Source organism: Gilvimarinus xylanilyticus (assembly GCF_024195295.1).
Lineage (GTDB): Bacteria > Pseudomonadota > Gammaproteobacteria > Pseudomonadales > Cellvibrionaceae > Gilvimarinus > Gilvimarinus xylanilyticus.
In genome coordinates this window covers 130,964-154,529 of record NZ_JAMFTH010000005.1, presented here as the reverse complement: position 1 = coordinate 154,529, position 23,566 = coordinate 130,964, and the positions used below count along the sequence as shown (strand labels likewise).

The window sequence follows — 23,566 nt, the reverse complement described above, 5'->3', positions numbered from 1 at the left end:
ATTTATGAAGCTGGCAAAATTATTGGTATTCGGTGTCGCCACACTTGCCGTTTTAATCAGCGGTTGCTCCTCAACGACCACAGAGCCGGGTATAAGCACGGACACTGGTATTCATCAAAGTCCCAATGATCCGCGAGCTTATCAAACCCTGACACTGGATAACGGGATGCGGGTGGTATTGATTTCTGATCCCAGTATTGAGGTCGCCGGTGCATCATTAAGTGTCGGGGTAGGAAGCTATCAAAACCCTAAAGAGATTCCGGGGTTAGCCCATTATCTTGAGCATATGCTTTTTCTGGGCACCGAAAAATACCCAGAACCCAACAGTTTTCAGGCATTTGTGCAGCAAAATGCGGGCTACAGTAACGCTTACACCTCAACCGACCACACCAATTATTTCTTTCAGGTAAACCAAAGTGTTCTGGACGAAGCTTTGGACCGCTACAGCGACTATTTTAAATCGCCCACGTTTGATCCTCAGTACAGTAATAAAGAGCGGCACGCCGTCGATAGCGAGTGGTCTATGGGACGCACCCAAGATGGTCGGATTATCAATCGCCTCAGAGGCGTCACTGCAAATCCCGACCATCCTGCGCATCAGATGTCAGTGGGTAACTTGGAAACGCTGACAGATCAGCCAGGTATGCCTCTATACGAAAGTATGCTGGGGTTCTACAACCGCTATTATTCCGCTGATTTAATGAATTTGGTTATCTTTGGTAAACAACCCGTTGAGCAATTACAGGCGCTGGCGCAAAAGCATTTTGCTTCAATCGAGAATAAATCAGTCAAGCGGCCCCAGGTAAAAGAAACTGGTCTCACCCAGTCGCAAATGGGCCAGCACATTTTTTATCAACCGCAAAAACCTACCCGACAACTGCTGGTGGAATTTCCCATTATGGACAATTCTGATCAGTGGGCGGTTAAGCCTAACCAGTATCTGGCTAATTTAATTAGCTCCGAAGAGCCGGGGACCGCCGCGCAAATTTTGCGTGAGAAAGGCTGGGTGGATAACTTTACCGTCAGTGTCCAACCGGATTATTACGGCGCCGATGGTATGTTAAGTGTCAATATAAGTCTCACTGAAGCAGGGTTAAACCAGCAGGACAATATTATCGCAGCGGTAATGAGCTATATCGATTTAATTCGTCAACAGGGAGTGGATGAAGTTTACTACCGCGAATACAAGGCCATGCTGGAAAAGCAGTTCGCCGACATTCAGGTGCCTAAACCCATGAATCAGGCGGTACATTTTTCCTCGGCCATGTTTACCACACCGGTCAATCATCTAATTGATGCCTACTACACCTTTGATCATTTTGACCGCGACGCTATTAAAAACGTTCTCGAACAACTGACTATTGAACGTGCCCGCATTTGGCATATTAACCCCAATGCGTCCGTCGACACTGATATTCCCTATTATAAAGGGCAGTATTCAGTGCGCGATGTTACCGCGCAGGAGTTATCTAGGTGGCGCGGGTTAGCGGCTGATTATGAGTTTCTGTTGCCCGAAGAAAACGACCTTTTCAGCTCCGACATTGTTTCCGTGGTGCCCGCTACGATTGAAAAGCCCACACTTATTGTGGAGCAATCAGGAATAGAAGCGTGGTTAGCTCACAGCATGCATCACCAGTCCGAGCAGGGTTATGTGCAAGTAATGTTTAACACTGACCTTCCCGATCAAAACGCCAAAAACCAAGTAATGAGTGATTTGATCAATCGCGTGTTTTCCTTGCAAACCACGGCGCTGCGGGACAAAGCCGGACGGGCCGGTATTGGTATGGGGATAGAGCGGCCCAGAGGTAACCATGCGTTTACGCTGTCAGGGTACAGTGAAAAGCACGGCTTGTTATTACAGCGCTTACTGCAACGTTGGCAGAGCATGGATATTTCCCAGCAAGAATTTGCAATTGCTTTTAAAGGCTATATGGATTGGTTGGATGGCCGCAAAAAGGCCGATCCTAACCGTCAGCTGTTTACGGAATTGGATCGACTCATGAGTATTCCCAGCTGGACCGATAGCGAGTACCGCGACGCGGCCCAGGCGATTACTCTGGAGGAGTTAAACCGTTATCAAGATGACTTGCTGAATAAAAACCGAGTACGGATTTTCGCTTTTGGTAATTATCGCCAAGAAAATGTAGAGGAGTTTGCCGACATAACCCTCGCCGCCCTACCGGAAAATTGGCAAAAGCGCGATCGTTACAAAAGTGGTTATGTTACGCCCCAGGCAAACGATGTTACTGAATCGGAGTTGACCACCGAGCACAATGACAATGCTCTTTTGCACGCATACTATTCGCCCGAGCAAAGCCTAAACACAGGGGCGCGATTACTGATGCTCAACTCGGTCTTTAACCAGGCGTTTTACACCAAACTGCGCACCGAAGACCAGGTGGGTTATATCGTCGGTTCTACGATTGACCGCATTGGTGACTACTGGGGATTGGTGCTGTACACCCAAACCACCAATACCGCTTTAGAGGATTTGGCGGGTCGCTACCAAGCGTTTATTGACGGTTATGCCGCTCAGCTGGCTGATATTGAGCCCGAGGTATTTGATTCGCTGCGCGATAGCGTGATTGCCCAGGTGAATCAGGCCCCGGAAAACTTCTACGAGGATTACCCCCGCTTTTTGAACGACTTCTATCGCGGCAATGACCAATTCGATACCCGAGATCGGTTGGTGCAGGCCATCGGCGAAACAGATAAAGCGCAAGTGGTGGATTTGTATGAGCGTCTGATGGTGGAGCATCAGGCGCAGCAGGTGACCGTTGAAATTCAGGGCACACAAGAGGCTAACTGATTCTCCCAAGTCGAGGGGCCGATTATCGACCCCTCGACTTCTCTTTCCTCCCCTTTTCAGGTGATTTCAGAGACATTCCAAACGCTTAACCCGCTAACCGTCTTGGTGTTTAAGTTTCGTTTTTGCTACTATTGCTTTCGTTTTGAAAGTTAAAGTGTCAGCCTATATGCCCAAACGAAATGCCCAGTGGCGTCGCCGCGCTATCATTGACCGACTTCATGAGCAGGGCGAAGTCAGCGTTGAATCCCTGGCGGAGTGTTTTCAGACCTCTGAGGTTACCATTCGCAAAGATTTAACCGCGCTGGAAACCAGCGGTTTGCTCCTGCGTCGCTATGGCGGAGCCGTGCCTCTGCCCAGCGATTTGGTTCCTGACGATACCCCGGGCAGTGTGCAAAAGCAGACCATCGCCCGCCTGGCGGCAGAGCTGATTCGCGACCACAACCGCATTATTATCGACAGTGGACACACTACGGCGGCACTTCTGCCACACCTTTCGGCTCGTCGTGGGCTGGTGGTTATGACCAATGCGCTGGCCGTGGCAAACCAATTGTTAGAACTGGAAAATGAACCCACGTTGCTGATGACCGGGGGTACTTGGGATGCCCGGTCTGAAGCTTTTCAGGGGCAACTGGCCGAGCAAATACTGCGCTCCTACGATTTTGATCAACTGTTTATTGGCGCCGATGGTCTGGATATTGAGCGCGGCACAACCACTTTTAACGAATTGTATAGCTTGAGTCGGGTCATGGCCGATACCGCGCGCCAAGTGGTGGTCATGGCCGAATCTGACAAGCTGGGACGACGTATACACAATGTTGAACTGCCCTGGGCTCAGGTGGATATTCTGGTAACCGACGAAGGTTTGCCCGACAGCGCCGCCCGGGAGATTGAATCTAATGGGGTGCGCGTGATTCGCCCCGCCAACAATCTTTAATAGAGAGAAATCTATGTGTGGAATAGTGGGAGCTATCGCCCAGCGAGATGTTGCGCAAATATTAATTGAGGGACTGCGTCGCTTAGAGTATCGCGGTTATGACTCGGCGGGATTGGCCGTCGTCTCTGAACCCGGCCGGCTCAATCGTATTCGTCGGTTGGGAAAGGTGCAGTCACTGTCCGACGCAATCCTAGCCCCTTTGCCTGGTGGGTTGGGCATCGCTCATACCCGTTGGGCGACTCATGGCGAACCCAGCGAACGCAATGCTCATCCACATGAAAGCTCAGGCAATATCGCGGTGGTTCACAATGGTATTATCGAAAACTACGCCGAGCTAAAAGAAGAGCTTGCAGCCGAGGGGTATCAGTTTACCTCGGACACTGATACCGAAGTTATTGCCCACTTGGTGCACCGCGAGCGCCAATCTCAAGATAATTTACTCAACGCCGTGCGCGCAATTATTCCCCGGCTGCGCGGCGCCTACGGCACTGTGATTATCGATGCCGAACAACCGGAGACCATGGTGGTTGCCCGCTCGGGTAGTCCCCTGGTGATTGGGGTCGGCATTGGTGAAAACTTTGTCGCCTCGGATTCTCTGGCGCTTTTGCCGGTTACGCGTCAGTTTATCTATCTGGAAGAAGGCGATATTGCGCAAATCAGCCGCAGCGATATTTATATTGAAGACGCCAGCGGCAATCAGGTGGATCGCCCCGCCCAGGAGTCCACGGCCAGCTATGATGCGGGTAATAAGGGCGAGTACCGCCACTTTATGCTCAAAGAAATTTACGATCAGCCCCAGGCGGTGCGCAACGCCTTGGAGTCGCGCCTGGCGGATGACCATGTACTTGAGCAGGCCTTCGGCACTCAGGCGTCAGAAATTTTTGCCGAGGTAAAGCATGTGCAGATTGTCGCCTGCGGCACCAGCTATCACTCGGCCATGGTCGCGCGCTATTGGCTGGAGTCCCTTGCGGGTATTTCTTGCTCGGTTGAGATTGCGTCGGAATACCGCTATCGCAAACCCGTGGTGCTGCCAGGCAGCTTGCTGGTGACTATCTCTCAGTCGGGCGAGACCGCCGATACCCTTGCTGCTTTGCGCATGGCTCGTCATCTGGGTTATTTGGCAACCCTGGCGATCTGCAATGTGGGGGCTTCGTCCCTGGTGCGCGAGTCCGACCTGGCCTTTATGACCCGCGCCGGGGTGGAAATCGGCGTGGCCTCGACCAAGGCATTTACTACTCAGCTGGTGGGCCTGGCGATTTTGGTGTTATCTCTGGGGCAGCATAATAATATTAACCCATTATTGTTGGCGGAAATGGTAGGTGCGCTAAAGACCCTGCCCGACGAGCTCGAGCAAACTCTAACCCTGGCGGCGGATATTGAAAAGCTGGCCGAGGAATTTGCCGATAAACACCATACTTTGTTTTTGGGCCGTGGCGATCAGTACCCCATTGCCATGGAAGGGGCGTTAAAGCTTAAAGAGATTTCATACATTCACGCCGAAGCCTATGCTGCTGGTGAGCTAAAGCACGGCCCGTTGGCGTTAATCGACGACGATATGCCTATTGTGGTTATTGCCCCTAATAACGAGTTGCTGGAAAAGCTTAAATCCAATGTTGAAGAGGTGCGCGCGCGCGGCGGTATCTTGTATGTGTTTGCCGATAAAGATGCCCAGTTTGAGTCGGACGAGAGTATGCGAGTGATTAACCTGCCCCACACTCACCCTTGGATGGCGCCTGTGGTTTATACTCTACCCCTGCAACTGCTCTCCTACTATGTCGCCATTATTAAAGGAACCGACGTGGATCAGCCCCGCAACTTGGCTAAGAGCGTTACTGTTGAGTAGGAGGAAACAGACAAACTAACAGTAAAAACATTAGAGGGAAATAATGAAAAAAATAGGGTTAATACTTCTGGTGCTCGCCGCCGCTGTGCTGCTGGGCGGGCGCTGGTATTACATTGCTCAGGTAGAGAAACAGTTAGACAAGGCCGCCTCGGCCATCGCGCCATTTGGCGGGCGGCTTGAGTATCGCAAGGTCGATATATCCCACACCGGGGTTCTGTCAGTAGAGGGCCTACACGCCAGTGTGCCAGGCGCCGGCGCCGAACTTAATGTCGAGCGAATATCACTTGATACTGGCAGCCTGACCGGCATTCATAAGCTCGCCACCACTTTCAAAAAGCAGCGGTTTCCCGAAACCCTCACTCTGTCTTTAGAAGGAATGGTGATGCCGGTGACCGCGGCCAATACCACCGCGATGCATCCCTTCGGGTTTCCCGGTATGGGCCCGTTTTTGGCAGCGGGGTGTGGCGAGCGAAACCGTTTGAGCCCGGTGGATTATTCCAATATGGGTTACCAGGATCCGGTATTTGATACTCAGATTGAATACCGCGCGGTGGGCGGCGGGGAGTTGATTACGCTTAAGACTGTAAGCGAGGCGCCGAATCTACACCAGTCGCAATTATCGGCCGAGTTTTCCCTGGGCGCCAACTCCTTGTCATTTACTGATATGGCCCAAGCCGTCCCTCAAATGCGCTTGCTGGAAGCCAGTTTGCACTATCACGATTTGGGTTTTTACCCCCGGTTACTGTCATTCTGTGAACAGCAAGCTCAATTGTCTCGAACGGCATTTATCGAGCTGCATACCGAACAATGGTTAGAGACTTGGTATGGTCTGGGGTTGCAGGCGGGTCCAAATACCGAACAGGCCTACAGCGCTTTTATTGCCAACCCCAAACAGTTTGCATTGCATGTTGAGCCCAGTCAGGACTTTGCTATGGACAGTTTAAACCTGTCATCGCTTGGGCAACTGCTTTATCGGTTGAGAGCAAATATTATTGTCAATGATCAATCTCAGGGTCGCTTGGATATAAGTTCTGCCTCCGAGCAAGAGCTGTCGGCCTGGCGCCAAGAGCGCGCTCAAACCCGCGCAGAACAACAGCGGCAAAGCGTGGAACCTGACAGCTCCCAGTCGACTTTAAAGCCCATTGCGCGGGAGCAGTGGCAAGCGTATCTGGGTAAGGAAGTACAGCTTATGCAAACCAGTGGCGAGCGCGTGACCGGAGTGTTAGAGCGACTGGAAGAAGAAGTCTTGCGCCTCAAGGTATTCAGTCACGGTGGTTTTATTATCCGTCCTTTTGAGTATCGTCATATTGACGCGCTTTACAGAGCGAAACCGTAAAACGAGGCTAGATTTGCAGCGCTTGGATACAGAATTGGTTAACCGCGACCTGGCTCGCAGTCGTGCTCACGCCCAACAGCTGGTTAAAGCCGGGCGGGTACAATGTGAGCGCGCGGGACTTTGGCAGACCCTTGCCAAAGTCAGTGTAAAAATTGATGCGGGCGAAAACCTGCGAGTGCTGCCCGGTGACGAAGATCGCTATGTGTCCCGCGGTGGACTCAAGCTCGCTGGTGCCTTGCAACAAACCGGCGTGTCGGTAAAAGATCTGACTGTGTTGGATGTGGGGCAGTCAACCGGGGGGTTTACCGATTGTCTGTTACAAGCCGGTGCTGCCCGCGTTATTGGTGTTGATGTGGGGCGTGATCAATTGTTCCCTGCCCTGCGCAATGACGAGCGGGTGGTTTGTTGCGAGGGGGTGAACGCCCGGGAACTCCCTTCACAATTGTGCGCCGATTACGCGCCGGAAGGGTTTGCGGTGGCGGTAATGGATGTGTCGTTTATCTCGCAAACGCTAATACTCCCTTCACTGGCGAGTTTACTCAAACCCGGCGGCCAGCTGTTGAGTCTAGTAAAGCCCCAATTCGAAGTCGGTCGCGAGGGCATAGGCAAAGGCGGCATCGTCCGCGATGCGAGTCAGTATTCTCAAGTAGAAGAAACGATTCGCGAGGTCTGCCAGCAGCAGTCCCTGAGGGTAAAAGATTATTTTAGTAGCCCCATAAAAGGTGGCGATGGTAATCGCGAGTTTTTTGTCTGGGTTGAGAAACAAGGGTGCTAGGTGTGTTTAAACAATTAAGTTTTCAGACACGAGTCGTTTTTACTGTGCTGGTTTTACTGGGAGTCGGCTGTAGCACTGAACCTGTGGATCCTTATTCACCGCTTAATACCAGTTCGTTTATCTCGATTAGTCAGCCTGGGTTTGAGTTGCGTCGCGGTGATTATTTGGCTTGGATGGGGAAAGCAGAAATACTCACTGATGGTAGCTATGAGTTGGCCCCAGAAACTCTGGATCGGATGCAGACCCGTTTTGAGCAACGGATGTCCGAACAGGGTTTCACTATCACTGCTGATATAGCTAGGGCCGATCATTGGATTAATGCTGTTATTATTATCGGGGCTCCAATCAGCGAATCTGAACTGGTTGGAGAATTGGATTTGTCGCCCTCGCTGAGTGCGGCAGCGCAATATGACGCCGGTACTCTAGTATTGCGATTGGTTCACCCGGAAAGCAGGCGTACACAGTGGCGTGGAGCCATAGAAATACTTACTGATCGTACCCAGAAGCAAGAGGATCGCTGGATACGGATAGATCGCGCAATCGATACGTTCACCAATCATTTGGCAGCTAAATCGCAATAAGAATTACTTCTAAGGGAAAGATTGGATTGTCGCGCGCTGTGGATTCTTTTAAAGGTTTCCCGTCACCCGCCGAAAGATACTATGAAAGGGACGCCCGCCGTCTGAAAACCGGCAGCGATATACGCGATTTTCTGAGTTTCACTCTCTGATATAGCAAATTACTTGAATAACTGGGCAGGTAAGCCCTCGGAAAATGTGTTTTGGCGCATTATACTACAACCAATGGGTTTGGTTGGTGTCTGGCATAGAACTGTTTTATCACCTATAACAGGGTATAAGCCCAACCCCAACAAAAGATATAAATGACGAGGCCGCTGTGAAAAACCTATCTCTAAAGTGGAAAATTCTGCTCAGTGTCACCCTGACCTGTATAGCCGCTGTAGTGGTGACCACCTTTGTAACCGTACGCTCGGGGATTGCTACGGTCGAAGACACCATTATCAAAGACACCCGTACCCTGGCGGATGTATTGGGCGAGGCCAGTGTCGGCGCCATCACCTTTGATGACGACATGACGGTTACCGCTTCACTGCAAGCCCTAAAGATCAGCGAGCGGGTACAGGGCGCGGTCATTTACAGCGGTGGTGAGCCTTTTGCCTGGTTCTCGCGCGCGGGCGACGGCAAAATGCCAGCCAATCTACCCTCGCGCCCCAATGGCGAGGGCGTGGTCGAGTTGGACAATGCTCTGGTTATTACCGAATCTATTAAGTCTGATGGCGCTCAGGTGGGCACCATCTCAATGCATGTGGATTTGGCAGAGTTGGATACCGTTGTTTCCGAGGCGGTCATGGACGCCGTTTGGGTGGTGATTATCATCAGCATTGTGGCGGCTGCTCTCGCCTATCTTGTGCAGGCCAGTGTGGTTAAACCGGTCAATAACGTGGTGCGTGCGCTGCGCGATATTTCCGAAGGTGAAGGTGATCTGACTCGTCGCTTGCCGGTCGAGGGCTCGGATGAAATGAGTGAACTGGCGGTTAACTTCAACCGTTTTGTCGAACGGCTGCAGGACATTATCTCCAGCGTAGCCGAGACGGCTGTTGAAGTGGATGAAAGCGCGAATATTCTCTCTAATCTGTCCCAGGAAAACGAGCGCTCCATTACCTCGCAACAGTCCGACATCCAACAAATTGTTACTGCGATTAAAGAGATGGCGAGCGTGGTGTCGGATGTAACCCAGCGCGTGGCCGAAACCGCCGACAACTCTCTGCAAGCCGATAAGGTTGCCATGAGCGGCAAAGGCATTGTGCAGAGCACCATGAGCCAGATTCAAAGCCTGTCGGCGGATATTAAAACCGCCTCTGAGGTGATTGATCGCCTGCGTCAGGAAACCGTTGCGATCGGCACCGTGCTGGATGTGATTCGCGGCATTGCCGAGCAGACCAATTTGTTGGCGCTTAACGCGGCGATTGAAGCGGCGCGCGCCGGTGAACAGGGTCGTGGTTTTGCGGTGGTGGCCGATGAGGTGCGCACCCTAGCTTCACGCACTCAGAGCTCAACCACCGAAATTCAAGAAATGATTGAGCGTTTGCAAACCGGTTCGGCCGAAGCCGTAGAGATGATGACTGCCGGCACCAGCCAGGCCGATGCTTCGGTCGCTCGTGCCAGCGAAGCCACCGACTCGCTGGAAGAAATTACCAATTATGTGGGTGAAATTCGCGACCGCACTAACCAGATTGCGGCGGCCTCGGAACAGCAAAGCGCTGCCACCCAGCAAATTGAAGTGAATATCGACAGTGTTTCGGGGGTAGCGCAAAGCACTGCAGAAAGCTCCAGCCGAATTACAGCCAACAGCGTTAACCTGGCTAAAATGGCTAAAGAAATGTCCGAACTGGTCGGCCGCTTTAAAATTTAACTGGCATCTGCCCTAAGTACGAAGAGGTAGCAATACATGAAAAAAACTCTACTTAACTTTGCTTTGCTGGCAGCAATGGCGTTACCAGCGGCAAGCATGGCCTGTAGCGAACCTGCTAAACCCGGCGATTTTCCCGATCCGGCCAACGCGGTAACTGCGCAAATGGTGAAGGCTAATAACGAAGTAAAGGCCTATGTAAAAGCCATGGAGGAATATCTTAGCTGCTCTGGTATGTCTCGCTCTGAACAAAGCAAAGCGATTAAGGATCTGGAGGCCTACGCCGAAAGCTTCAACAAATTAATTCGCGAATTTAAAGCCCTGAATAGCTAAGCAACACTGGCGAAGGACCGCCAATCTCCCTTCCTCTCCCGGGTTCTTTATCGAAGGAGCCTCTGATTAAGTCCTCAGCGGTCTCTGCGCGAGTCCAAAACGTTCACTCCTTCGCCGGAAAATGCTCCTGCTTTTCTGACATTCGGGCAATCCATTGCCCTTGGCGCGCTTCGCAGGTAATGGCCATAGCCCTCGGCAAGAAGTACTTCCCTAAAAAGCCGCTTCCAAAACGAGGCTTGATCCTTCCGTTTTTTATTAAGCACTGTGTGCGATAGTTTTTCCCGCGGCGGATTGCTTACTTAGTTCAATCAAACGCTAGTCAGAGTTTCGAGCATCTGCGGCGCTTCGTCTGGCTTGATAATAGGTCTCTTCCGATACCTCATGCCATTCACCGGCTTTGGTTTGAAAGTCGCGATACGACTCCCACACCCGCGCGAACATTTTGTTTTGCTCGGCTTGTTCAATAAACACCTGCTCAGTCATTTGCTTGAGCTCGGCGAGCACTTCGTCGGGTAACTTTCGCAATTGAACATCGTGTTCTTCCACCAAGGCTTTAAGGGCGGCGTTATTGGTGGCGGTGTACTGGTCTAGCATATCCTGGTTTGCGGCGCGGGCCGCGTAGGTGACAATAGCCTGTAAATCGTCGGGTAGATTTTGGAAGGCGGTTTTGTTCACTAAAATTTCTAAGGTAGACCCCGGTTCGTGCCAGCCGGGGTAATAGTAATAGCGGGCCACCTCGTGAAACCCAAATGCCAGATCATTGGCTGGCCCCACCCACTCGGCCGCATCGATAACACCGGTTTGCAAAGCGGTGTAGAGCTCGCCGCCGGGAATGTTCACGCTGGTGCCGCCGGCGCGGTTAAACACTTCACCGGCCAAACCGGGAATGCGCATTTTCAAACCTTTTAAATCATCCAGCGAGTTAATTTCCTTATTGAACCAACCGGCCATTTGAATACCGGTATTGCCGCCCGCGAAAGGAATAATATTAAAGGGCTCGTAGACTTCGCGCCATAACTCCAAGCCGCCACCATGGTGTAGCCAGCCGTTCATCTCCTGGGCGTTCATACCAAAGGGCACGGTGGTAAAAAACTGGGTGGCCGGGGATTTACCGCGCCAGTAGTAGGCGCCGCCGTGGCCCATTTCTACACTGCCCGATGACACCGCATCAAACACGCCCATGGCGGGAACAATTTCCCCGGCGCCGTGTACCTGAATAGTCAGGCGACCGCCACTCATTTCATTGACCATACTGGCAAACTCTTCGGCGGTGGTGCCCAAGCCCGGAAAGTTTTTGGGCCAGGTGGTAACCATTCGCCAACGGTAGCTCTGCTGTTTAACGGCAGCTCCGGACTGTGCGCTGGATTTATCTCCCGCCTTAGTCATTACCAGGGCGGCGAACAACACTAGGCTAAGGGCGACTAGAGCGAGAATAACCAGCGGCGTTACGTTAAATGAGCGAGACTGAGTCATAGCGTTTTATTGTTGTAGTTAAAAGGAAAAGAATAGCATGAGTTTGTAAAATCGCGTCAGACGTCTGACGCAAAAAATTAAACCGCCTCTAATTTCGCATACTGCATCACCAACCACTTGGTGCCTTCATCATCAAAGTTAATTTGTACCCGGGTGCTGGCGCCACTGCCTTCAAAGTGAACGATAATCCCCTCGCCGAACTTTTTATGGGTAACCCGCTGGCCCAATTGAAATCCGGTATCGGCCCCTGTGTCAGACAGGCGTGTCTGGTTTTGCGCCTGGCGTCGACCGCCACCGGTTTGCAGACGCGCGGGGCGGGTAATGGTGCTGTTAATCCGCACCTCTTCTAAATGCTCGTTGGGGATCTCTTTCACAAAGCGCGATACTGCGTTAAAGGTTTCCCCGCCGTACAGGCGACGGGTTTCGGCGTAGCAGATGTAGAGCTTCTCCATCGCGCGGGTAATTCCCACATAGGCGAGGCGGCGCTCTTCTTCCAGGCGGTCCGGATCTTCGATGGACATTTTGTGGGGGAAGAGGTTTTCCTCGACCCCGGCCATAAACACAACGGGAAATTCCAGGCCCTTGGCCGAGTGCAGGGTCATTAACTGTACCGCGTCTTCAAACTCGTCGGCCTGGGCGTCGCCGGCATCCAGGGCGGCATTGTCCAAAAACTGCTGCAGCGCGGGTTCTTCTTCCTCTTCCGGGGTGAACACGCGGCAGGCGGTCATTAACTCTTCCAGGTTTTCCGCCCGCGCCTGGCCTTTCTCGCCTTTTTCGTTCTTGTGAAATTCGTATAAGCCGGTGGTGTCCAGTACCGACTCGGCGAGCCGGTCAAGGGGGAGTTCGCCGCTCTTCTCGGTCAGGTTTTCAATCAACTGCATAAAGCCGGCAACTGCGTTTGCGGCGCGCGCGCTCAGGACTTTGTTATGCACCATCTGCCCCGCCGCCTGCCACAGCGAGCAGCCGTGCTCGCGGGCAAAGGCGCGCACGTCATCCACGGTTTTGCCGCCGATTCCCCGCGTGGGCGTATTAATGACTCGCTCAAACGCCGGGTCGTCGTCGCAGTTGGCGGCTAAGCGCATATAGGCGAGTGCGTTTTTAATTTCCAGGCGGTCGTAGAAGCGCTGACCGCCATAAATGCGGTAGGGCATATTCTCGCGCAGTAAGGCTTCTTCCAGAACCCTCGATTGGGCGTTGGAGCGGTACAAGATCGCGCAGCTGCTTTTGCTGTTGCCCTTGGCCACCCAATCGTTAATGCGCTCGACAATAAAGCGCGCTTCGTCTTGTTCGTTAAAGGCGGCGTAGAGCGAAATCGGGTCGCCGTCTTCACCATCGGTCCACAGCTCTTTACCCAGGCGGCCAAAGTTATTGGCGATAACCGCATTGGCCGCGTTAAGAATATGCCCGGTCGAGCGATAGTTTTGCTCCAGGCGCACCACATGAGTCTGAGGGTAGTCCTCTTCAAAGCGGCGAATATTTTCGACTTTAGCGCCGCGCCAGCCATAAATAGATTGGTCGTCGTCGCCCACGGCGGTGACAAAGCAGGCCTCGCCCGCCAGCACCCGCAGCCAGGCGTACTGAACCGAGTTGGTGTCCTGGAACTCGTCCACCAAAATAAACGGAAAGCGGCCCTGATAGTGGGACAAAATAGCCGGGTTATTGAGCCACAATTCGTGGGCCCGCAGCAGCAGTTCGGCAAAATCTACCAGGCCGCCGCGTTCGCAGTCGGCCTCGTAGGCGCGGTACACCATCGCCATGGTACGCAAAAAGGGGTCGGCGCTTTCCTGCAGGTGTTTGGCGCGCAGCCCTTCGTCTTTTTGGCCGTTGATAAACCACTGGGCCTGACGCGGGGGCCAGCGCTCGGCGTCCAGCTCCAGGTTTTGGTAAACGCGCTTGATCAGGCGCAACTGATCGTCACTGTCCAGAATCTGAAAGTTCTGCGGCAGGCGGGCGTCTTTCCAGTGGGCTTTTAACAGCCGGTGCGCCAGGCCGTGAAAGGTGCCTACCCACATACTGCGGGTATTGATGGGGGTGCCTGCCTCGCGAAACAGCTCGTCCAGACGGGCGCGCATTTCTTTGGCGGCTTTGTTGGTAAAGGTAACCGCTAAAATACTGTAGGGCGAGACACCCTGGGTTTGCACCAGCCAGGCAATACGGTGAACCAGCACCCGGGTTTTACCACTGCCCGCTCCCGCCAGAATCAGTTGGTTACCCGGCTCGGCGGTAACGGCTTCGCTTTGGGCTTGGTTAAGGCTGGCGGTGAGTTCTGCTACGGACATGGGACAAGGTTTCGGTTGGGTGTGTTATAACGCGGGTAAACGCGCTTAGGTTGCAAACCCCAAGCATACCATTTTACTGTAAATATACCCAGTAAATAGACGCACAGAGAGCGGTAAACAATGAATGCGCTAACCCATATTCAGCTGATGGCCGGCTACAACATGCGCTTGAATAACCAGGTGTACCGCGCCGCCGCGCAGTTGGACCACGCCAGTCTGGCAGCACCCGCCGGCGCCTATTTTGATTCGGTGTTGGGTACGCTTAATCATATATTGGTGGGCGACTTACTCTGGCTTGCGCGCTTTGCCAATCATTGTGAGGGATACCCAAGCCTGCAGGCGCTGTCTGAATTGCCCGCGCCGCAATCTCTCGACCAGTTGCTCTACCCGCACTTTGGCGCGCTGGGTGCCGTTAGAAGGTTGGTGGATGAGGCTATTGTGAGCTGGAGCGCTCGGGAGCTTCAAAGCACAGACTTGAACATGCCACTGGCATATCGCAACCGCCTGGGCGAGTCTGCGGTGCGCCATTTTGGCGAGCTGGTCTTGCATCTGTTTAACCATCAGACCCATCATCGGGGTCAGGTAAGCACTCTGCTGAGCCAAAAAGGGGTGGATATTGGCTCTACGGACTTTCTTCTGGATATTCCCAGACTTGACACTGACTGATTAGTCCCCATTATGCGCAGTTAAACCGGTAAATTCCTTCCACCAGACAACGATGGTTTTTTATGTCTGAGGTTTATATTATCCAAAACCAGGACAAGCTGTTTCTGAGCAAACAGCGCACCTGGCAAGACGGCCGCGAATTGGCCAGTTTGTACCGCAGCCCCCACAAGGACGAAGCGGTGAATGAAATGTTTGAAGCCAACGCCAAAGATTACAGCCAGCGGGTTAAGCTGGTGGAGTGTCCGCTGAACGAGCGCGGCCAGCCCCAAATAGATCCCGAGATTCTGCCGCCCCCGCTGCCCAAAGCCAACCAGACGCAGTCGCTCGCGCTCGATAGCGATGTCGCCGACACCCCCGATGCCAAGCCGACCCCCGAGGCCGCTCACTAACCGAGGATAGCCCCTTGTCACAACTGGACGCGCAGTTAGCGGCACTCGCCGCTCCAGCTGCAAAGCACACACTGCGTGGAATTCTGCGCGGCATCGAGAAGGAAAGCCTGCGGGTCACCCCAGAGGGGCGTCTGTCGGCCGAGCAACACCCGCAGGGGTTGGGTTCGGCGATGACCCACCCGCACATCACGACCGACTATTCCGAAGCGCTGCTGGAATTTATCACCCAGCCGGCGACCCGCATTAGCGATGTTCTGGCGCAGCTAGATGAAATTCACCGCTATACCTATAGCCAGTTGAGTGACGAGCTACTCTGGCCCGGCAGCATGCCTTGCGTGCTGGCGGGGGACAACTCGATACCGGTGGCGCGCTACGGCACCTCCAACAGTGGCACCATGAAAACCGTCTACCGCCTGGGCCTGGGGCACCGCTATGGCCGCGCCATGCAGACCATTGCCGGGGTCCACTACAATTTTTCGTTGCCGGACGAGTTTTGGCGAGCGCTGGCGCAGCACGAGGGCAGTACCCAGTCGCTGCAGGACTTTAAAACCGATAAGTACTTTGCCCTCATCCGCAACTTTCGCCGCTACTTCTGGCTGCTGATTCAGCTGTTTGGCGCCGCACCGGCGGTGTGTAAAAGCTTTGTACGCGGTCGCGAGCACGCTCTGGTGCCCTTTGGTACTGACAGCAATACACTGCATGTGCCCTACGCCACTTCACTGCGAATGGGGGATTTGGGCTACCAGAGCGACGCCCAGAACTCGCTGATCGTCTGCTACAACAATGTAGACAATTACCTCAAAACCCTCTGCGGTGCGATCACTCAGCCCCACGCAGACTATCAGCGTATCGGTTTAACCGACGTTGAAGGCCAGTATCAGCAGTTAAACACCAGTTTGCTGCAGATTGAAAACGAGTTTTACAGCACCATTCGTCCCAAGCGCACAGCGAACTCCGGTGAGACAGCGTTGCAGGCGCTGCGCTTGCGCGGGGTGGAGTATGTCGAGGTGCGCTGTGTGGACTTAAATCCATTTGACCCGCTGGGCGTAAACAGCGACCAGCTGCATTATCTGGATGCGTTTTTACTGTTTTGCCTGCTGCAGGACAGCCCCCAGGCCAGTGATCGCGAATACGCCAATCTGCAAGAGAATCAAAAACGAATCGTCTATCGCGGCCTGGACCCAGACCTAACCCTGTTAAATGAAAGCGGTGAAGTAAAGGCCAGCGAGTGGGCCGCCCAGCTGCAGTGCGGCATCTCGGCCTGTGCCGAGATGCTGGACGGCGCCTGGGGCATCGATGATTACCGCCGCGCCTTTGCCGCGCAAGAGCAAAAACGGGCGGGTGCAACCCCCACCCCGGCGCAGCAGGTATTGCACGCCCTGCAGGAAAAACAGCAAACTTACTACGCTCACACCTTGGAAATGGCGGAGCGACACCGCCAGTACTTTGCCACGCGACCACTCAGCGCCGCGCGTCAGAGTTACTTCGCTCAGCTGGCGAGCGAGAGCCATAGGCGGCAAACGGAAGTTGAAGCGGCGGATACGGTGAGTTTTGAAGAGTATCTGGCGGCCTACTACCGCCAGTACAGTGATTGTGGCTGTACTCAGAGGACAGCCAGCGAACCTATTTCTGCACAATCAGGTCATTAAAGTAGACCTCAAGCACATCGGCTTCGTCCTGTTCGGACTCCAACAGGGCGATAATTTCCTGTTTGGCCGTTTCACGCAGCTGGGAGACTCCCTCTTGGGTGGTAATGGCCTCTTCGCTTTGCCGCGAGAACAGCATCACCATCGCATTGCGCAGCAGGGGCATATGATGGCGCACCGCCGCCGCGGTATGGACGTCATTCACCCTAAGGGTCAATTCGGTTTTGAGATATTTTAACCGTCCCGTGCCGCCGTAATTGACTACAAAAGGCGGTTGCATGGGAATGTAAATGGCGCCGTCTACAAGGTTCTCGGCGCTCTCTTCCTGAGCCCAAGCGGTGAGGCTCAATCCCAGTAAGCTAATGAATAACAAACATTTTTTTAGCATGGTGCGTTACCTATATTTAAGCACTCAGCATAGCCAGATCCTACTACCCCGGCAAGCATATCGGCCTTTTTGCGCGTTACATTAATCCATCGCAACCGATAGCTATTGTGCGGTTAATAAAACCTCGGGCCGTGTTATTATGGCCAGCCACTTAGGGCCTGTTAACAGATCCTATGGGAAAGGTATAAAGCTCAGGGGATAACCATGCTGGACAACTGTCAGGACGCCAAAGAACGCTGGGGCGGAGTAAGTCAAATAATCGATCGCTGGCTGGCCGAGCGTCAGCAAATGTTGGTCAAATACTGCGCGCTATCGGCCAATAAAGAGCAGGATGCAGAGGTTCGCGGCGAAAAGCTGCGCACGCTATGCCAGATAATGGTGGACTATGTGTCCGCAGGCCATTTTGAAATCTACGACCAGTTGATTAAAGAGGGGCGGGAGTTCGACGACGAAAAAGCCCTGCGTGAAGGCGCCGAGCACTTCAAAGCCGTGGACGCCACTACCGAGGATATTCTGGATTTTAACGACAAGTATCTGGAAACCGATGACCTGAGCAGCCTGGAGGATGACCTGTCGCGTTTGGGCGAAACTCTGGAAGCGCGCTTTTCCGCCGAAGATCAAATGATAGCGGTGCTGCACAGCGCCCACAAAGACCTAGTGGAATAACACTCCGGCACTCGCCTCGGCGCGAGTGCTACACTTGCCCTAACCCCAGTTGAGTTAGGGCGCCTCATGCGACACGTGTACTTCATTTCTTGCTTTTGTTTTGCCGCCATTATGGGCTTGAGCGCCTGCTCGCCTGGCCCCAGCGGCGAGCTGGAAGTTGCCGCCCGCAACGTGCAATCCGGCGCCCTAGGGCGTACGGGCGACTTTGCCGTGGTGGGATCGGCCTATCATGGCGGGAGCTACTGGTCGGTGGCCGAAGGCGAGCGGCTGTTTGACTGGAACCATACTCAGGGTGAAACCAGCCTGCTGCTGCGCACGGCCCTGTCGCCCGATGGCGGCTGGGCGGTCACCGTGGACGAGTTGTCGCAGGTGTTATGGAATACCGCATCCGGCGAGAGTGCCGCCTATTGGCGCCTGCCCGCTGAGGCCCTGTCCGTTGCCCTGGGGCGCCACGGCAATGTCGCTTTGCTGGGGCTGGCCGATGGTCGCGCTTTAGTCTATGACCTGCGCCGCGGTGGTATTTTGCGTGAATTTGCCCACGGCTCGGCTGTGAATAGTGTAGCGCTCAGCGATGATCTGGGGGTGATGCTCACCGGTAGCGAGGATGGCAAGGTGCGGGTCTGGGATAGCAACAGCGGCCAAACGCGCCACCAGCGTCAGTATAGCGAACCCGTGCAACAGGTTGCCCTAAGCGCCGACGGTACCCGGGCGGTGGCGGCGGCTAAATACGACCGGGTGGAAGTTTTTACCACCGCCGATAACCAAAGCTTGTGGCAGTTGCCTTTTAATCGCGAGCGCGTAAAGCGGGGGTTAAACATCAGTGCGGCCCGCTTTTCCCGCGACGGCCGCTATCTGCTGACCGGTAGACCCGATGGTTTTGTGCAATTGTGGGATATCGACGCTCAGAGTGACATTTACACCTGGCAGTTGCCCAAGCGCAAAGCCTGGCAGCCCAGTGCCTCACCGGTGTTAGACATTAGTTTTACCACCAACCCCGATCTGTACCGGGCTATGAGCGGCAATGGGTTTATTTATACGTTGAGTTATTAACGCCAGACGTCTGAGGTCGGATGTCTGACGCGACTGGGGTAAGCATGGCACAACAAAAAAGCCCCGCTTGCGCAAACAAGCGGGGCTTTTTATTAAGCGCGCGTTAATTACTCGGCGGCTTCTTCGGCCTCTGGCTCTTCAGCCTTTTCCACTTCCAGCAACTCTACCTGGAACACCAGTGTTGAATTGGGGGGAATACCCTGGTTACCGCCGGGGCCATAGGCCAGGTCAGATGGAATGTACAACTCGTACTTCGAGCCGGTTTCCATCAGCTGCAGACCTTCGGTCCAACCCGGAATAACTTGGTTCAGGCCAAAGGTGGCGGGGTTGCCGCGCTCGTAAGAGCTGTCGAACACGGTGCCGTCAATCAGGCGACCTTCGTAGTGAACGGTTACGGTATCTTCGGCGGCGGGCTGAATGCCGTCGCCCTCTTCCAGCACCTTATATTGCAGGCCGGACTCGGTCATCTCTACGCCTTCTTTCGCGGCGTTGTCGGATAAGAACTTCTCGCCATCGGCCTTGTTCTTATCGGCAATCTCTTTTTGACGCTGTTGTTGCAGCTCCATTTGCTGCTCTTGGAAGGTCTGCATGGTTTCTTGCATTTCTTCCTCGCTCAGGCGTGGGTCGGTGCCGTCGCGAACGTCTTTCAGCGCTTGGGTAAAGGCGTCTACTTCAATGGGTACTTCGCGCTGCTTAAAGTTGTTGGCCATGTTGAGGGCAATGGCGTAATTCACTTTCTGCTCGAGAGTTTGCAGTTGAACTTCCTTGGTGGTCTCTTTTTCGGCATCGCCTTGGTTACAGCCCGCTAAAATGGCTGCAGAGCAGAGCATACCGGTCATTAGTAAACGCTTATTCATCATAGTTACCCGTTGTTTTAATGTATTTGTCCATCGCGATTGCGACGGAAGTATTACAGTCCGTCGGCCAGCCCGATGGCCCCAAGAGCGCCCATAGTAACCCATGAACCTGAGTATGTGCGCGCTCCAGCGCACAATGCGAACTGCTAACAGCTAGTGGTTAAACTTCAACTGTGTGGGCGCGCGGGTCAAATTCAACAGTGACGCGTAAATTAATCCCGCGACGTACACATTTTTTGTGGATACGTCTACAATGACAGCCAGAGAAAGTTCCCCTTCAGATTCATTTTTTTGCTCATAAAGGGTTTTAGTATGGCTGCCAAGAAAAAACCGGTATTGTCTGTGGCACAGCTGGAAAAAGAGATTGTCTCGGTCCAGGCCAAGCTCGATAAAGAGCGTAACGCCGAGGTAACCCGCGCGGAAAAATCCGTCGCCGCCGCCAGTAAAAAGCTGGCCACGGCGAAAAAGAAACAGGCCACCTTGCGCGCCCGCAAGCAGGCCGCCGCCAAGGCGGGGAAAACCGCAGCGGCGCAAAAGCGCTTGGACAAAGCCGTGGCGGCTTTACAGGCCAGTGAAGCGGATATTAACGCCTTGCGCGCCGAGCTCAAGTTGCACAAACAAACGCTGGACACCGCGCGCCGGAACCAGAAAAACGCCGAGGCCCTGGCCAAGCTGGAAGCCCGCGCGCGCCGTGAACAAGCCGCCAAACAGAAAAAGGCTGCCGCGAAAGCAAAATCAAAGGCCAAGGCTAGCAAGCCTAAGAAGGCACCTGCCAAAAAAGCGGGTCCAGCAAAAACCGCCGCTAAACCTGCCACGGCAAAAAGCGCGGTGAAAAAGCCAGCGGCGAAAAAGGCGACGGGCTCTACTGCCGCTAAAAAGGCGGTGACAAAGAAACCCGCCGCTAAAAAGCGGACACCGGTAAAAAAAGCGCCCGCTCCTAAAGCGGCAGAGAACCCCGAGGTAGAAAAACCGGTGCCCGCGCGCAACGACGCGCCGCAACCGCCCAAAGAAGATTTGGCGCCCGCGCCGCTGCCCAGCCATATCGGCACTCATGTGATCGAGCCCACGGACGAGGGAAAGCTTAAGCCCGAGCCAGTGCCCGACGCACCGGCGGCGCCTAAAACCGGAAGTTTGTTTGACGATTTCGATCGCTAATGGATGCTAACCCCAAGCCCCGCTGTTTAAGCGGGGCTTTTTTATACCCGGAATTCGTCTGTTTTCTGCAACAGGGCTAAAGATGTCTGTTGTTTATCGCCGTTAACGCCCAGCTGGTTCAGGTACTGGTGGCATAAGCTGTGGTCAGGTGCGGCTAGTGTCTGGGCGTGTGACACCAGGCTCTCGAAGCGCTCGAGCAGGGCTTTTTCGGCCTCCAGCTCGCAGGCCTTTACCCGCTCGCGCAAGGGTTCTATGTCGGTTTCGCGTTTCATTGCCCGCCGCGCCTCCCTGAGGGGAGAAATAATCTCGTTCTGCCAGCGCGTGGCCTCGCGCTCCAGGTGCTCGTGCAGTGCGGGTGCCAGAGCTTGCCCCCGACTATCCAGCCAGGCGTAGCACAGCAGCAAAGGCACATCGGCGCCGTGGCGATCTTGTAATTCCAGGCAAAGGTCTTCTACGTCGGGTTGGCGGTACAGCCACAGGGCGAAATGCCACAGAGATTCGGACATAAAAAATTCCAGTGGGAAAGGCGGGCGGCATTCCTTAGAATGCGCCCATGATTACACTCGATTCTATCAGTTTGCAGCGCGGCGCCAAGTTTCTCTTAACCGAAGCCGAGCTGACCATATTTCCGGGCCAGAAGCTGGGCCTGATCGGCTCTAACGGCAGCGGTAAGTCCTCTTTGTTTAAGCTTCTACTGGGTGAACTCGGCAGCGACAGTGGCCGGGTGGATATCCCCAAGCATTGGCGTTTGTCGCATATGGCGCAGGAAGTGGGCGACACCCACCGCAGCGCGCTCGACTATGTTCTGGATGGCGATACCGCGCTGCGCGATGTGGAACAGCGCATTGCCGGGTGCACCGATGATGGCGAGGCGCTGGCCAGTTTGTACGCCGAGCTGGAGCACCTGGACGGTTATACCGCGAGCGCCCGCGCCGCTCAGCTGCTGAGCGGGCTCGGGTTTACCACCGGCGATCACACTCGCGCCGTGAGCGATTTTTCCGGCGGCTGGCGCATTCGCTTGAATCTGGCGCGCGCGCTGATGTGTCCGTCGGATTTACTGTTATTGGACGAGCCCACCAACCACTTGGATTTGGACGCGACCCTGTGGCTGGAGCAATGGCTGCAGGCCTATGCCGGCACTTTGCTGATTATCTCTCACGACCGGGATTTTCTCGACAACGTGGTAGGGCGTATTGTCAGCATCGAAAACGAAAAGCTGATTGGCTACACCGGCAATTACTCCGGCTACGAGCGCCAACGCGCCGAACGTTTGGCCCAGCAGCAGGCGGCCTTTGAAAAGCAGCAGGAGAAAGTCGCGCATTTAGAAAACTATATTCGCCGCTTTCGCGCCAAGGCTACCAAGGCCAAACAGGCTCAGAGCCGGGTTAAGCAGCTAGAGCGTATGGAAACCATTGCTCCGGCTCATGTGGACTCGCCGTTTACCTTCACCTTTACCGCCTCGAATAAAGTTTCCGATCCTTTAATCGTGCTGCGCGACATGGACATCGGCTACCCCGGTCGTGCGGTGTTATCCAAAGTGGGGCTCAATATCGCCCCGGCCCAGCGCATTGGTTTGCTGGGCCCCAATGGTGCGGGTAAATCCAGTTTGATAAAAACCCTGGCGGGCACCCTTGAGCCCTTATCCGGCGAGCGGGTGACGGGCGAGCACTTTCGCTTAGGTTATTTTGCTCAGCACCAGCTGGAGGCCTTGGATCTATCCGCCTCCCCCGCGCTGCATATTCAACGCCTCAGCCCCGAGGCCAGCGAGCAGAAAATCCGCAATTTTTTGGGCGGATTTGATTTTCAGGGTGATCGCGCCTTTGAGCCGATTCACCATTTCTCCGGCGGCGAGAAGGCCCGCTTGGCGCTGGCGTTAATCGCCTGGTGCGAGCCCAATGTACTGCTGTTGGACGAACCCACTAACCATTTGGACTTGGAAATGCGCCAGGCACTTACCATGGCGCTGCAGGATTTTGAAGGCGCAGTGATTGTGGTGTCTCACGATCGTCACTTGCTGCGCAACACCGTGGATGAATGGCTGTTGGTAGCCGAGGGCCAGGTGCGGGAGTTTGACGGCACCTTGGACGACTATCATCAGTGGCTGAGCGATCACAACCGCCGCTCGCAGAGTGAAAGCCTGAACGTTGCCGATAGCGAGGTCGCGGTGGCTGTCGAGCCCGCGCAGGACAAAAAAGCCCAGCGTCAGGAAGCCGCCGCTCGCCGCGAGCAACTCAAACCGCTGACCAACCGGATTAAAAAGCTGGAAGCGCAAATGGAAAAGCTGGAGTCGGAGCTGGCTCAAGTTGAGCAGACTCTGGCCGATACCAGCCTTTACGAAGACAGCGAAAAAGACCGCCTGCAGACTCTTTTGCAGAGGCAGGCCAGCTTGCGCGAAAGTGTCGATGACACCGAAGAGCAGTGGCTTGAGGCTCAGGAAGAGTTAGAAGCACTCGGCGGCGCGTAAAGTCTCCTATACTCAATATCTAAACAATGAACCGTGCGCGGGCGAGGCTCCGCGACGGTAGTTTGTTACGCCC

At 54.3% G+C, this 23,566-nt stretch carries 20 protein-coding genes; 15 read left to right on the top strand and 5 right to left on the bottom strand.

Features of this window, described 5'->3' with window-relative positions; genetic code table 11:
• Positions 1-4 precede the first annotated feature (4 nt).
• The 8 genes from M6D89_RS14310 (at position 5) to M6D89_RS14275 (ending at position 10,460) form a co-directional block, all read left to right on the top strand.
• Positions 5-2,809 (top strand): insulinase family protein, encoded by a 2,805-nt coding sequence (locus tag M6D89_RS14310; protein ID WP_253968768.1) that lies wholly within the window; start codon positions 5-7, stop codon positions 2,807-2,809.
• Positions 2,810-2,975: 166 nt separating this feature from the next.
• Complete coding sequence (locus M6D89_RS14305; RefSeq protein WP_253968767.1) at positions 2,976-3,743, top strand: DeoR/GlpR family DNA-binding transcription regulator; 768 nt, start codon at positions 2,976-2,978, stop codon at positions 3,741-3,743.
• Positions 3,744-3,756: 13 nt separating this feature from the next.
• Positions 3,757-5,586, top strand: a complete 1,830-nt coding sequence (gene glmS, locus M6D89_RS14300) for a glutamine--fructose-6-phosphate transaminase (isomerizing) (protein ID WP_253968766.1) — start codon at positions 3,757-3,759, stop codon at positions 5,584-5,586.
• 43 nt (positions 5,587-5,629) lie between these two features.
• Positions 5,630-6,922: a hypothetical protein gene (locus tag M6D89_RS14295; RefSeq protein ID WP_253968765.1), complete on the top strand. Its 1,293-nt coding sequence runs from the start codon at positions 5,630-5,632 to the stop codon at positions 6,920-6,922.
• A 13-nt stretch (positions 6,923-6,935) separates the two neighbouring features.
• Positions 6,936-7,697 (top strand): TlyA family RNA methyltransferase, encoded by a 762-nt coding sequence (locus M6D89_RS14290; protein WP_253968764.1) that lies wholly within the window; start codon positions 6,936-6,938, stop codon positions 7,695-7,697.
• 2 nt (positions 7,698-7,699) lie between these two features.
• Entirely contained in the window at positions 7,700-8,278 is a 579-nt protein-coding gene (locus tag M6D89_RS14285; RefSeq protein ID WP_253968763.1) for a hypothetical protein, read from the top strand.
• 316 nt (positions 8,279-8,594) lie between these two features.
• Positions 8,595-10,130: a methyl-accepting chemotaxis protein gene (locus M6D89_RS14280; protein WP_253968762.1), complete on the top strand. Its 1,536-nt coding sequence runs from the start codon at positions 8,595-8,597 to the stop codon at positions 10,128-10,130.
• A gap of 36 nt (positions 10,131-10,166) precedes the next feature.
• Positions 10,167-10,460, top strand: a complete 294-nt coding sequence (locus M6D89_RS14275) for a hypothetical protein (RefSeq protein ID WP_253968761.1) — start codon at positions 10,167-10,169, stop codon at positions 10,458-10,460.
• A 315-nt stretch (positions 10,461-10,775) separates the two neighbouring features.
• Here M6D89_RS14275 and M6D89_RS14270 read toward each other — a convergent pair whose 3' ends face one another.
• On the bottom strand, positions 10,776-11,933 hold the full coding sequence (locus M6D89_RS14270) for a TRAP transporter substrate-binding protein (protein WP_253968760.1): 1,158 nt from the start codon (positions 11,931-11,933) through the stop codon (positions 10,776-10,778).
• 77 nt (positions 11,934-12,010) lie between these two features.
• Positions 12,011-14,212: a DNA helicase II gene (gene uvrD / locus M6D89_RS14265; RefSeq protein ID WP_253968759.1), complete on the bottom strand. Its 2,202-nt coding sequence runs from the start codon at positions 14,210-14,212 to the stop codon at positions 12,011-12,013.
• Between the two features lie 120 nt (positions 14,213-14,332).
• On the opposite strand from uvrD, the gene M6D89_RS14260 reads away from it, so the two are divergent.
• The 3 genes from M6D89_RS14260 to gshA all read left to right on the top strand — a co-directional run bounded on the left by M6D89_RS14260 (position 14,333) and on the right by gshA (position 16,916).
• Positions 14,333-14,878, top strand: coding sequence for a DinB family protein (locus tag M6D89_RS14260; protein WP_253968758.1), 546 nt, complete (start codon positions 14,333-14,335; stop codon positions 14,876-14,878).
• Between the two features lie 62 nt (positions 14,879-14,940).
• Positions 14,941-15,267 carry a hypothetical protein gene (locus M6D89_RS14255; RefSeq protein ID WP_253968757.1) on the top strand — a complete coding sequence of 109 codons (327 nt, stop codon included), beginning with the start codon at positions 14,941-14,943 and terminating at the stop codon, positions 15,265-15,267.
• A gap of 14 nt (positions 15,268-15,281) precedes the next feature.
• On the top strand, positions 15,282-16,916 hold the full coding sequence (gene gshA, locus M6D89_RS14250; RefSeq protein ID WP_253968756.1) for a glutamate--cysteine ligase: 1,635 nt from the start codon (positions 15,282-15,284) through the stop codon (positions 16,914-16,916).
• On the opposite strand, the gene M6D89_RS14245 is transcribed toward gshA, so the two are convergent.
• Complete coding sequence (locus M6D89_RS14245) at positions 16,891-17,301, bottom strand: flagellar basal body-associated FliL family protein (protein ID WP_253968755.1); 411 nt, start codon at positions 17,299-17,301, stop codon at positions 16,891-16,893. The two genes, gshA and M6D89_RS14245, sit on opposite strands and share 26 nt — an antisense overlap.
• Before the next feature lie 204 nt (positions 17,302-17,505).
• Between M6D89_RS14245 and rsd the strand changes: the two genes are divergently transcribed.
• A complete protein-coding gene (gene rsd / locus M6D89_RS14240; protein WP_253968754.1) occupies positions 17,506-17,967 on the top strand; it encodes a sigma D regulator in 462 nt (153 codons plus the stop codon).
• Between the two features lie 66 nt (positions 17,968-18,033).
• A complete protein-coding gene (locus M6D89_RS14235; protein WP_253968753.1) occupies positions 18,034-19,017 on the top strand; it encodes a WD40 repeat domain-containing protein in 984 nt (327 codons plus the stop codon).
• 107 nt (positions 19,018-19,124) lie between these two features.
• Here M6D89_RS14235 and M6D89_RS14230 read toward each other — a convergent pair whose 3' ends face one another.
• Positions 19,125-19,877, bottom strand: a complete 753-nt coding sequence (locus tag M6D89_RS14230) for a BamJ family beta-barrel-assembly machinery protein (RefSeq protein ID WP_253968752.1) — start codon at positions 19,875-19,877, stop codon at positions 19,125-19,127.
• A gap of 309 nt (positions 19,878-20,186) precedes the next feature.
• On the opposite strand from M6D89_RS14230, the gene M6D89_RS14225 reads away from it, so the two are divergent.
• On the top strand, positions 20,187-21,029 hold the full coding sequence (locus M6D89_RS14225) for a hypothetical protein (protein ID WP_253968751.1): 843 nt from the start codon (positions 20,187-20,189) through the stop codon (positions 21,027-21,029).
• Between the two features lie 41 nt (positions 21,030-21,070).
• Here M6D89_RS14225 and M6D89_RS14220 read toward each other — a convergent pair whose 3' ends face one another.
• Positions 21,071-21,535, bottom strand: coding sequence for a TIGR02444 family protein (locus M6D89_RS14220; protein ID WP_253968750.1), 465 nt, complete (start codon positions 21,533-21,535; stop codon positions 21,071-21,073).
• 47 nt (positions 21,536-21,582) lie between these two features.
• Here M6D89_RS14220 and M6D89_RS14215 point away from each other — a divergent pair, with 47 nt between their 5' ends.
• Entirely contained in the window at positions 21,583-23,493 is a 1,911-nt protein-coding gene (locus M6D89_RS14215) for an ATP-binding cassette domain-containing protein (protein WP_253968749.1), read from the top strand.
• The last annotated feature ends 73 nt before the right edge of the window (positions 23,494-23,566 follow it).

What these genes read in the sequence shown, in the direction of transcription:
- M6D89_RS14310 (WP_253968768.1), top strand. Translation starts at nt 5, where the DNA reads ATGAAGCTGGCAAAATTATTGGTATTCGGTGTCGCCACACTTGCCGTT.
- M6D89_RS14305 (WP_253968767.1), top strand. Translation starts at nt 2,976, where the DNA reads ATGCCCAAACGAAATGCCCAGTGGCGTCGCCGCGCTATCATTGACCGA.
- glmS (WP_253968766.1), top strand. Translation starts at nt 3,757, where the DNA reads ATGTGTGGAATAGTGGGAGCTATCGCCCAGCGAGATGTTGCGCAAATA.
- M6D89_RS14295 (WP_253968765.1), top strand. Translation starts at nt 5,630, where the DNA reads ATGAAAAAAATAGGGTTAATACTTCTGGTGCTCGCCGCCGCTGTGCTG.
- M6D89_RS14275 (WP_253968761.1), top strand. Translation starts at nt 10,167, where the DNA reads ATGAAAAAAACTCTACTTAACTTTGCTTTGCTGGCAGCAATGGCGTTA.
- M6D89_RS14270 (WP_253968760.1), bottom strand. Translation starts at nt 11,933, where the DNA reads ATGACTCAGTCTCGCTCATTTAACGTAACGCCGCTGGTTATTCTCGCT.
- uvrD (WP_253968759.1), bottom strand. Translation starts at nt 14,212, where the DNA reads ATGTCCGTAGCAGAACTCACCGCCAGCCTTAACCAAGCCCAAAGCGAA.
- M6D89_RS14260 (WP_253968758.1), top strand. Translation starts at nt 14,333, where the DNA reads ATGAATGCGCTAACCCATATTCAGCTGATGGCCGGCTACAACATGCGC.
- M6D89_RS14255 (WP_253968757.1), top strand. Translation starts at nt 14,941, where the DNA reads ATGTCTGAGGTTTATATTATCCAAAACCAGGACAAGCTGTTTCTGAGC.
- M6D89_RS14245 (WP_253968755.1), bottom strand. Translation starts at nt 17,301, where the DNA reads ATGCTAAAAAAATGTTTGTTATTCATTAGCTTACTGGGATTGAGCCTC.
- rsd (WP_253968754.1), top strand. Translation starts at nt 17,506, where the DNA reads ATGCTGGACAACTGTCAGGACGCCAAAGAACGCTGGGGCGGAGTAAGT.
- M6D89_RS14235 (WP_253968753.1), top strand. Translation starts at nt 18,034, where the DNA reads ATGCGACACGTGTACTTCATTTCTTGCTTTTGTTTTGCCGCCATTATG.
- M6D89_RS14230 (WP_253968752.1), bottom strand. Translation starts at nt 19,877, where the DNA reads ATGATGAATAAGCGTTTACTAATGACCGGTATGCTCTGCTCTGCAGCC.
- M6D89_RS14225 (WP_253968751.1), top strand. Translation starts at nt 20,187, where the DNA reads ATGGCTGCCAAGAAAAAACCGGTATTGTCTGTGGCACAGCTGGAAAAA.
- M6D89_RS14220 (WP_253968750.1), bottom strand. Translation starts at nt 21,535, where the DNA reads ATGTCCGAATCTCTGTGGCATTTCGCCCTGTGGCTGTACCGCCAACCC.
- M6D89_RS14215 (WP_253968749.1), top strand. Translation starts at nt 21,583, where the DNA reads ATGATTACACTCGATTCTATCAGTTTGCAGCGCGGCGCCAAGTTTCTC.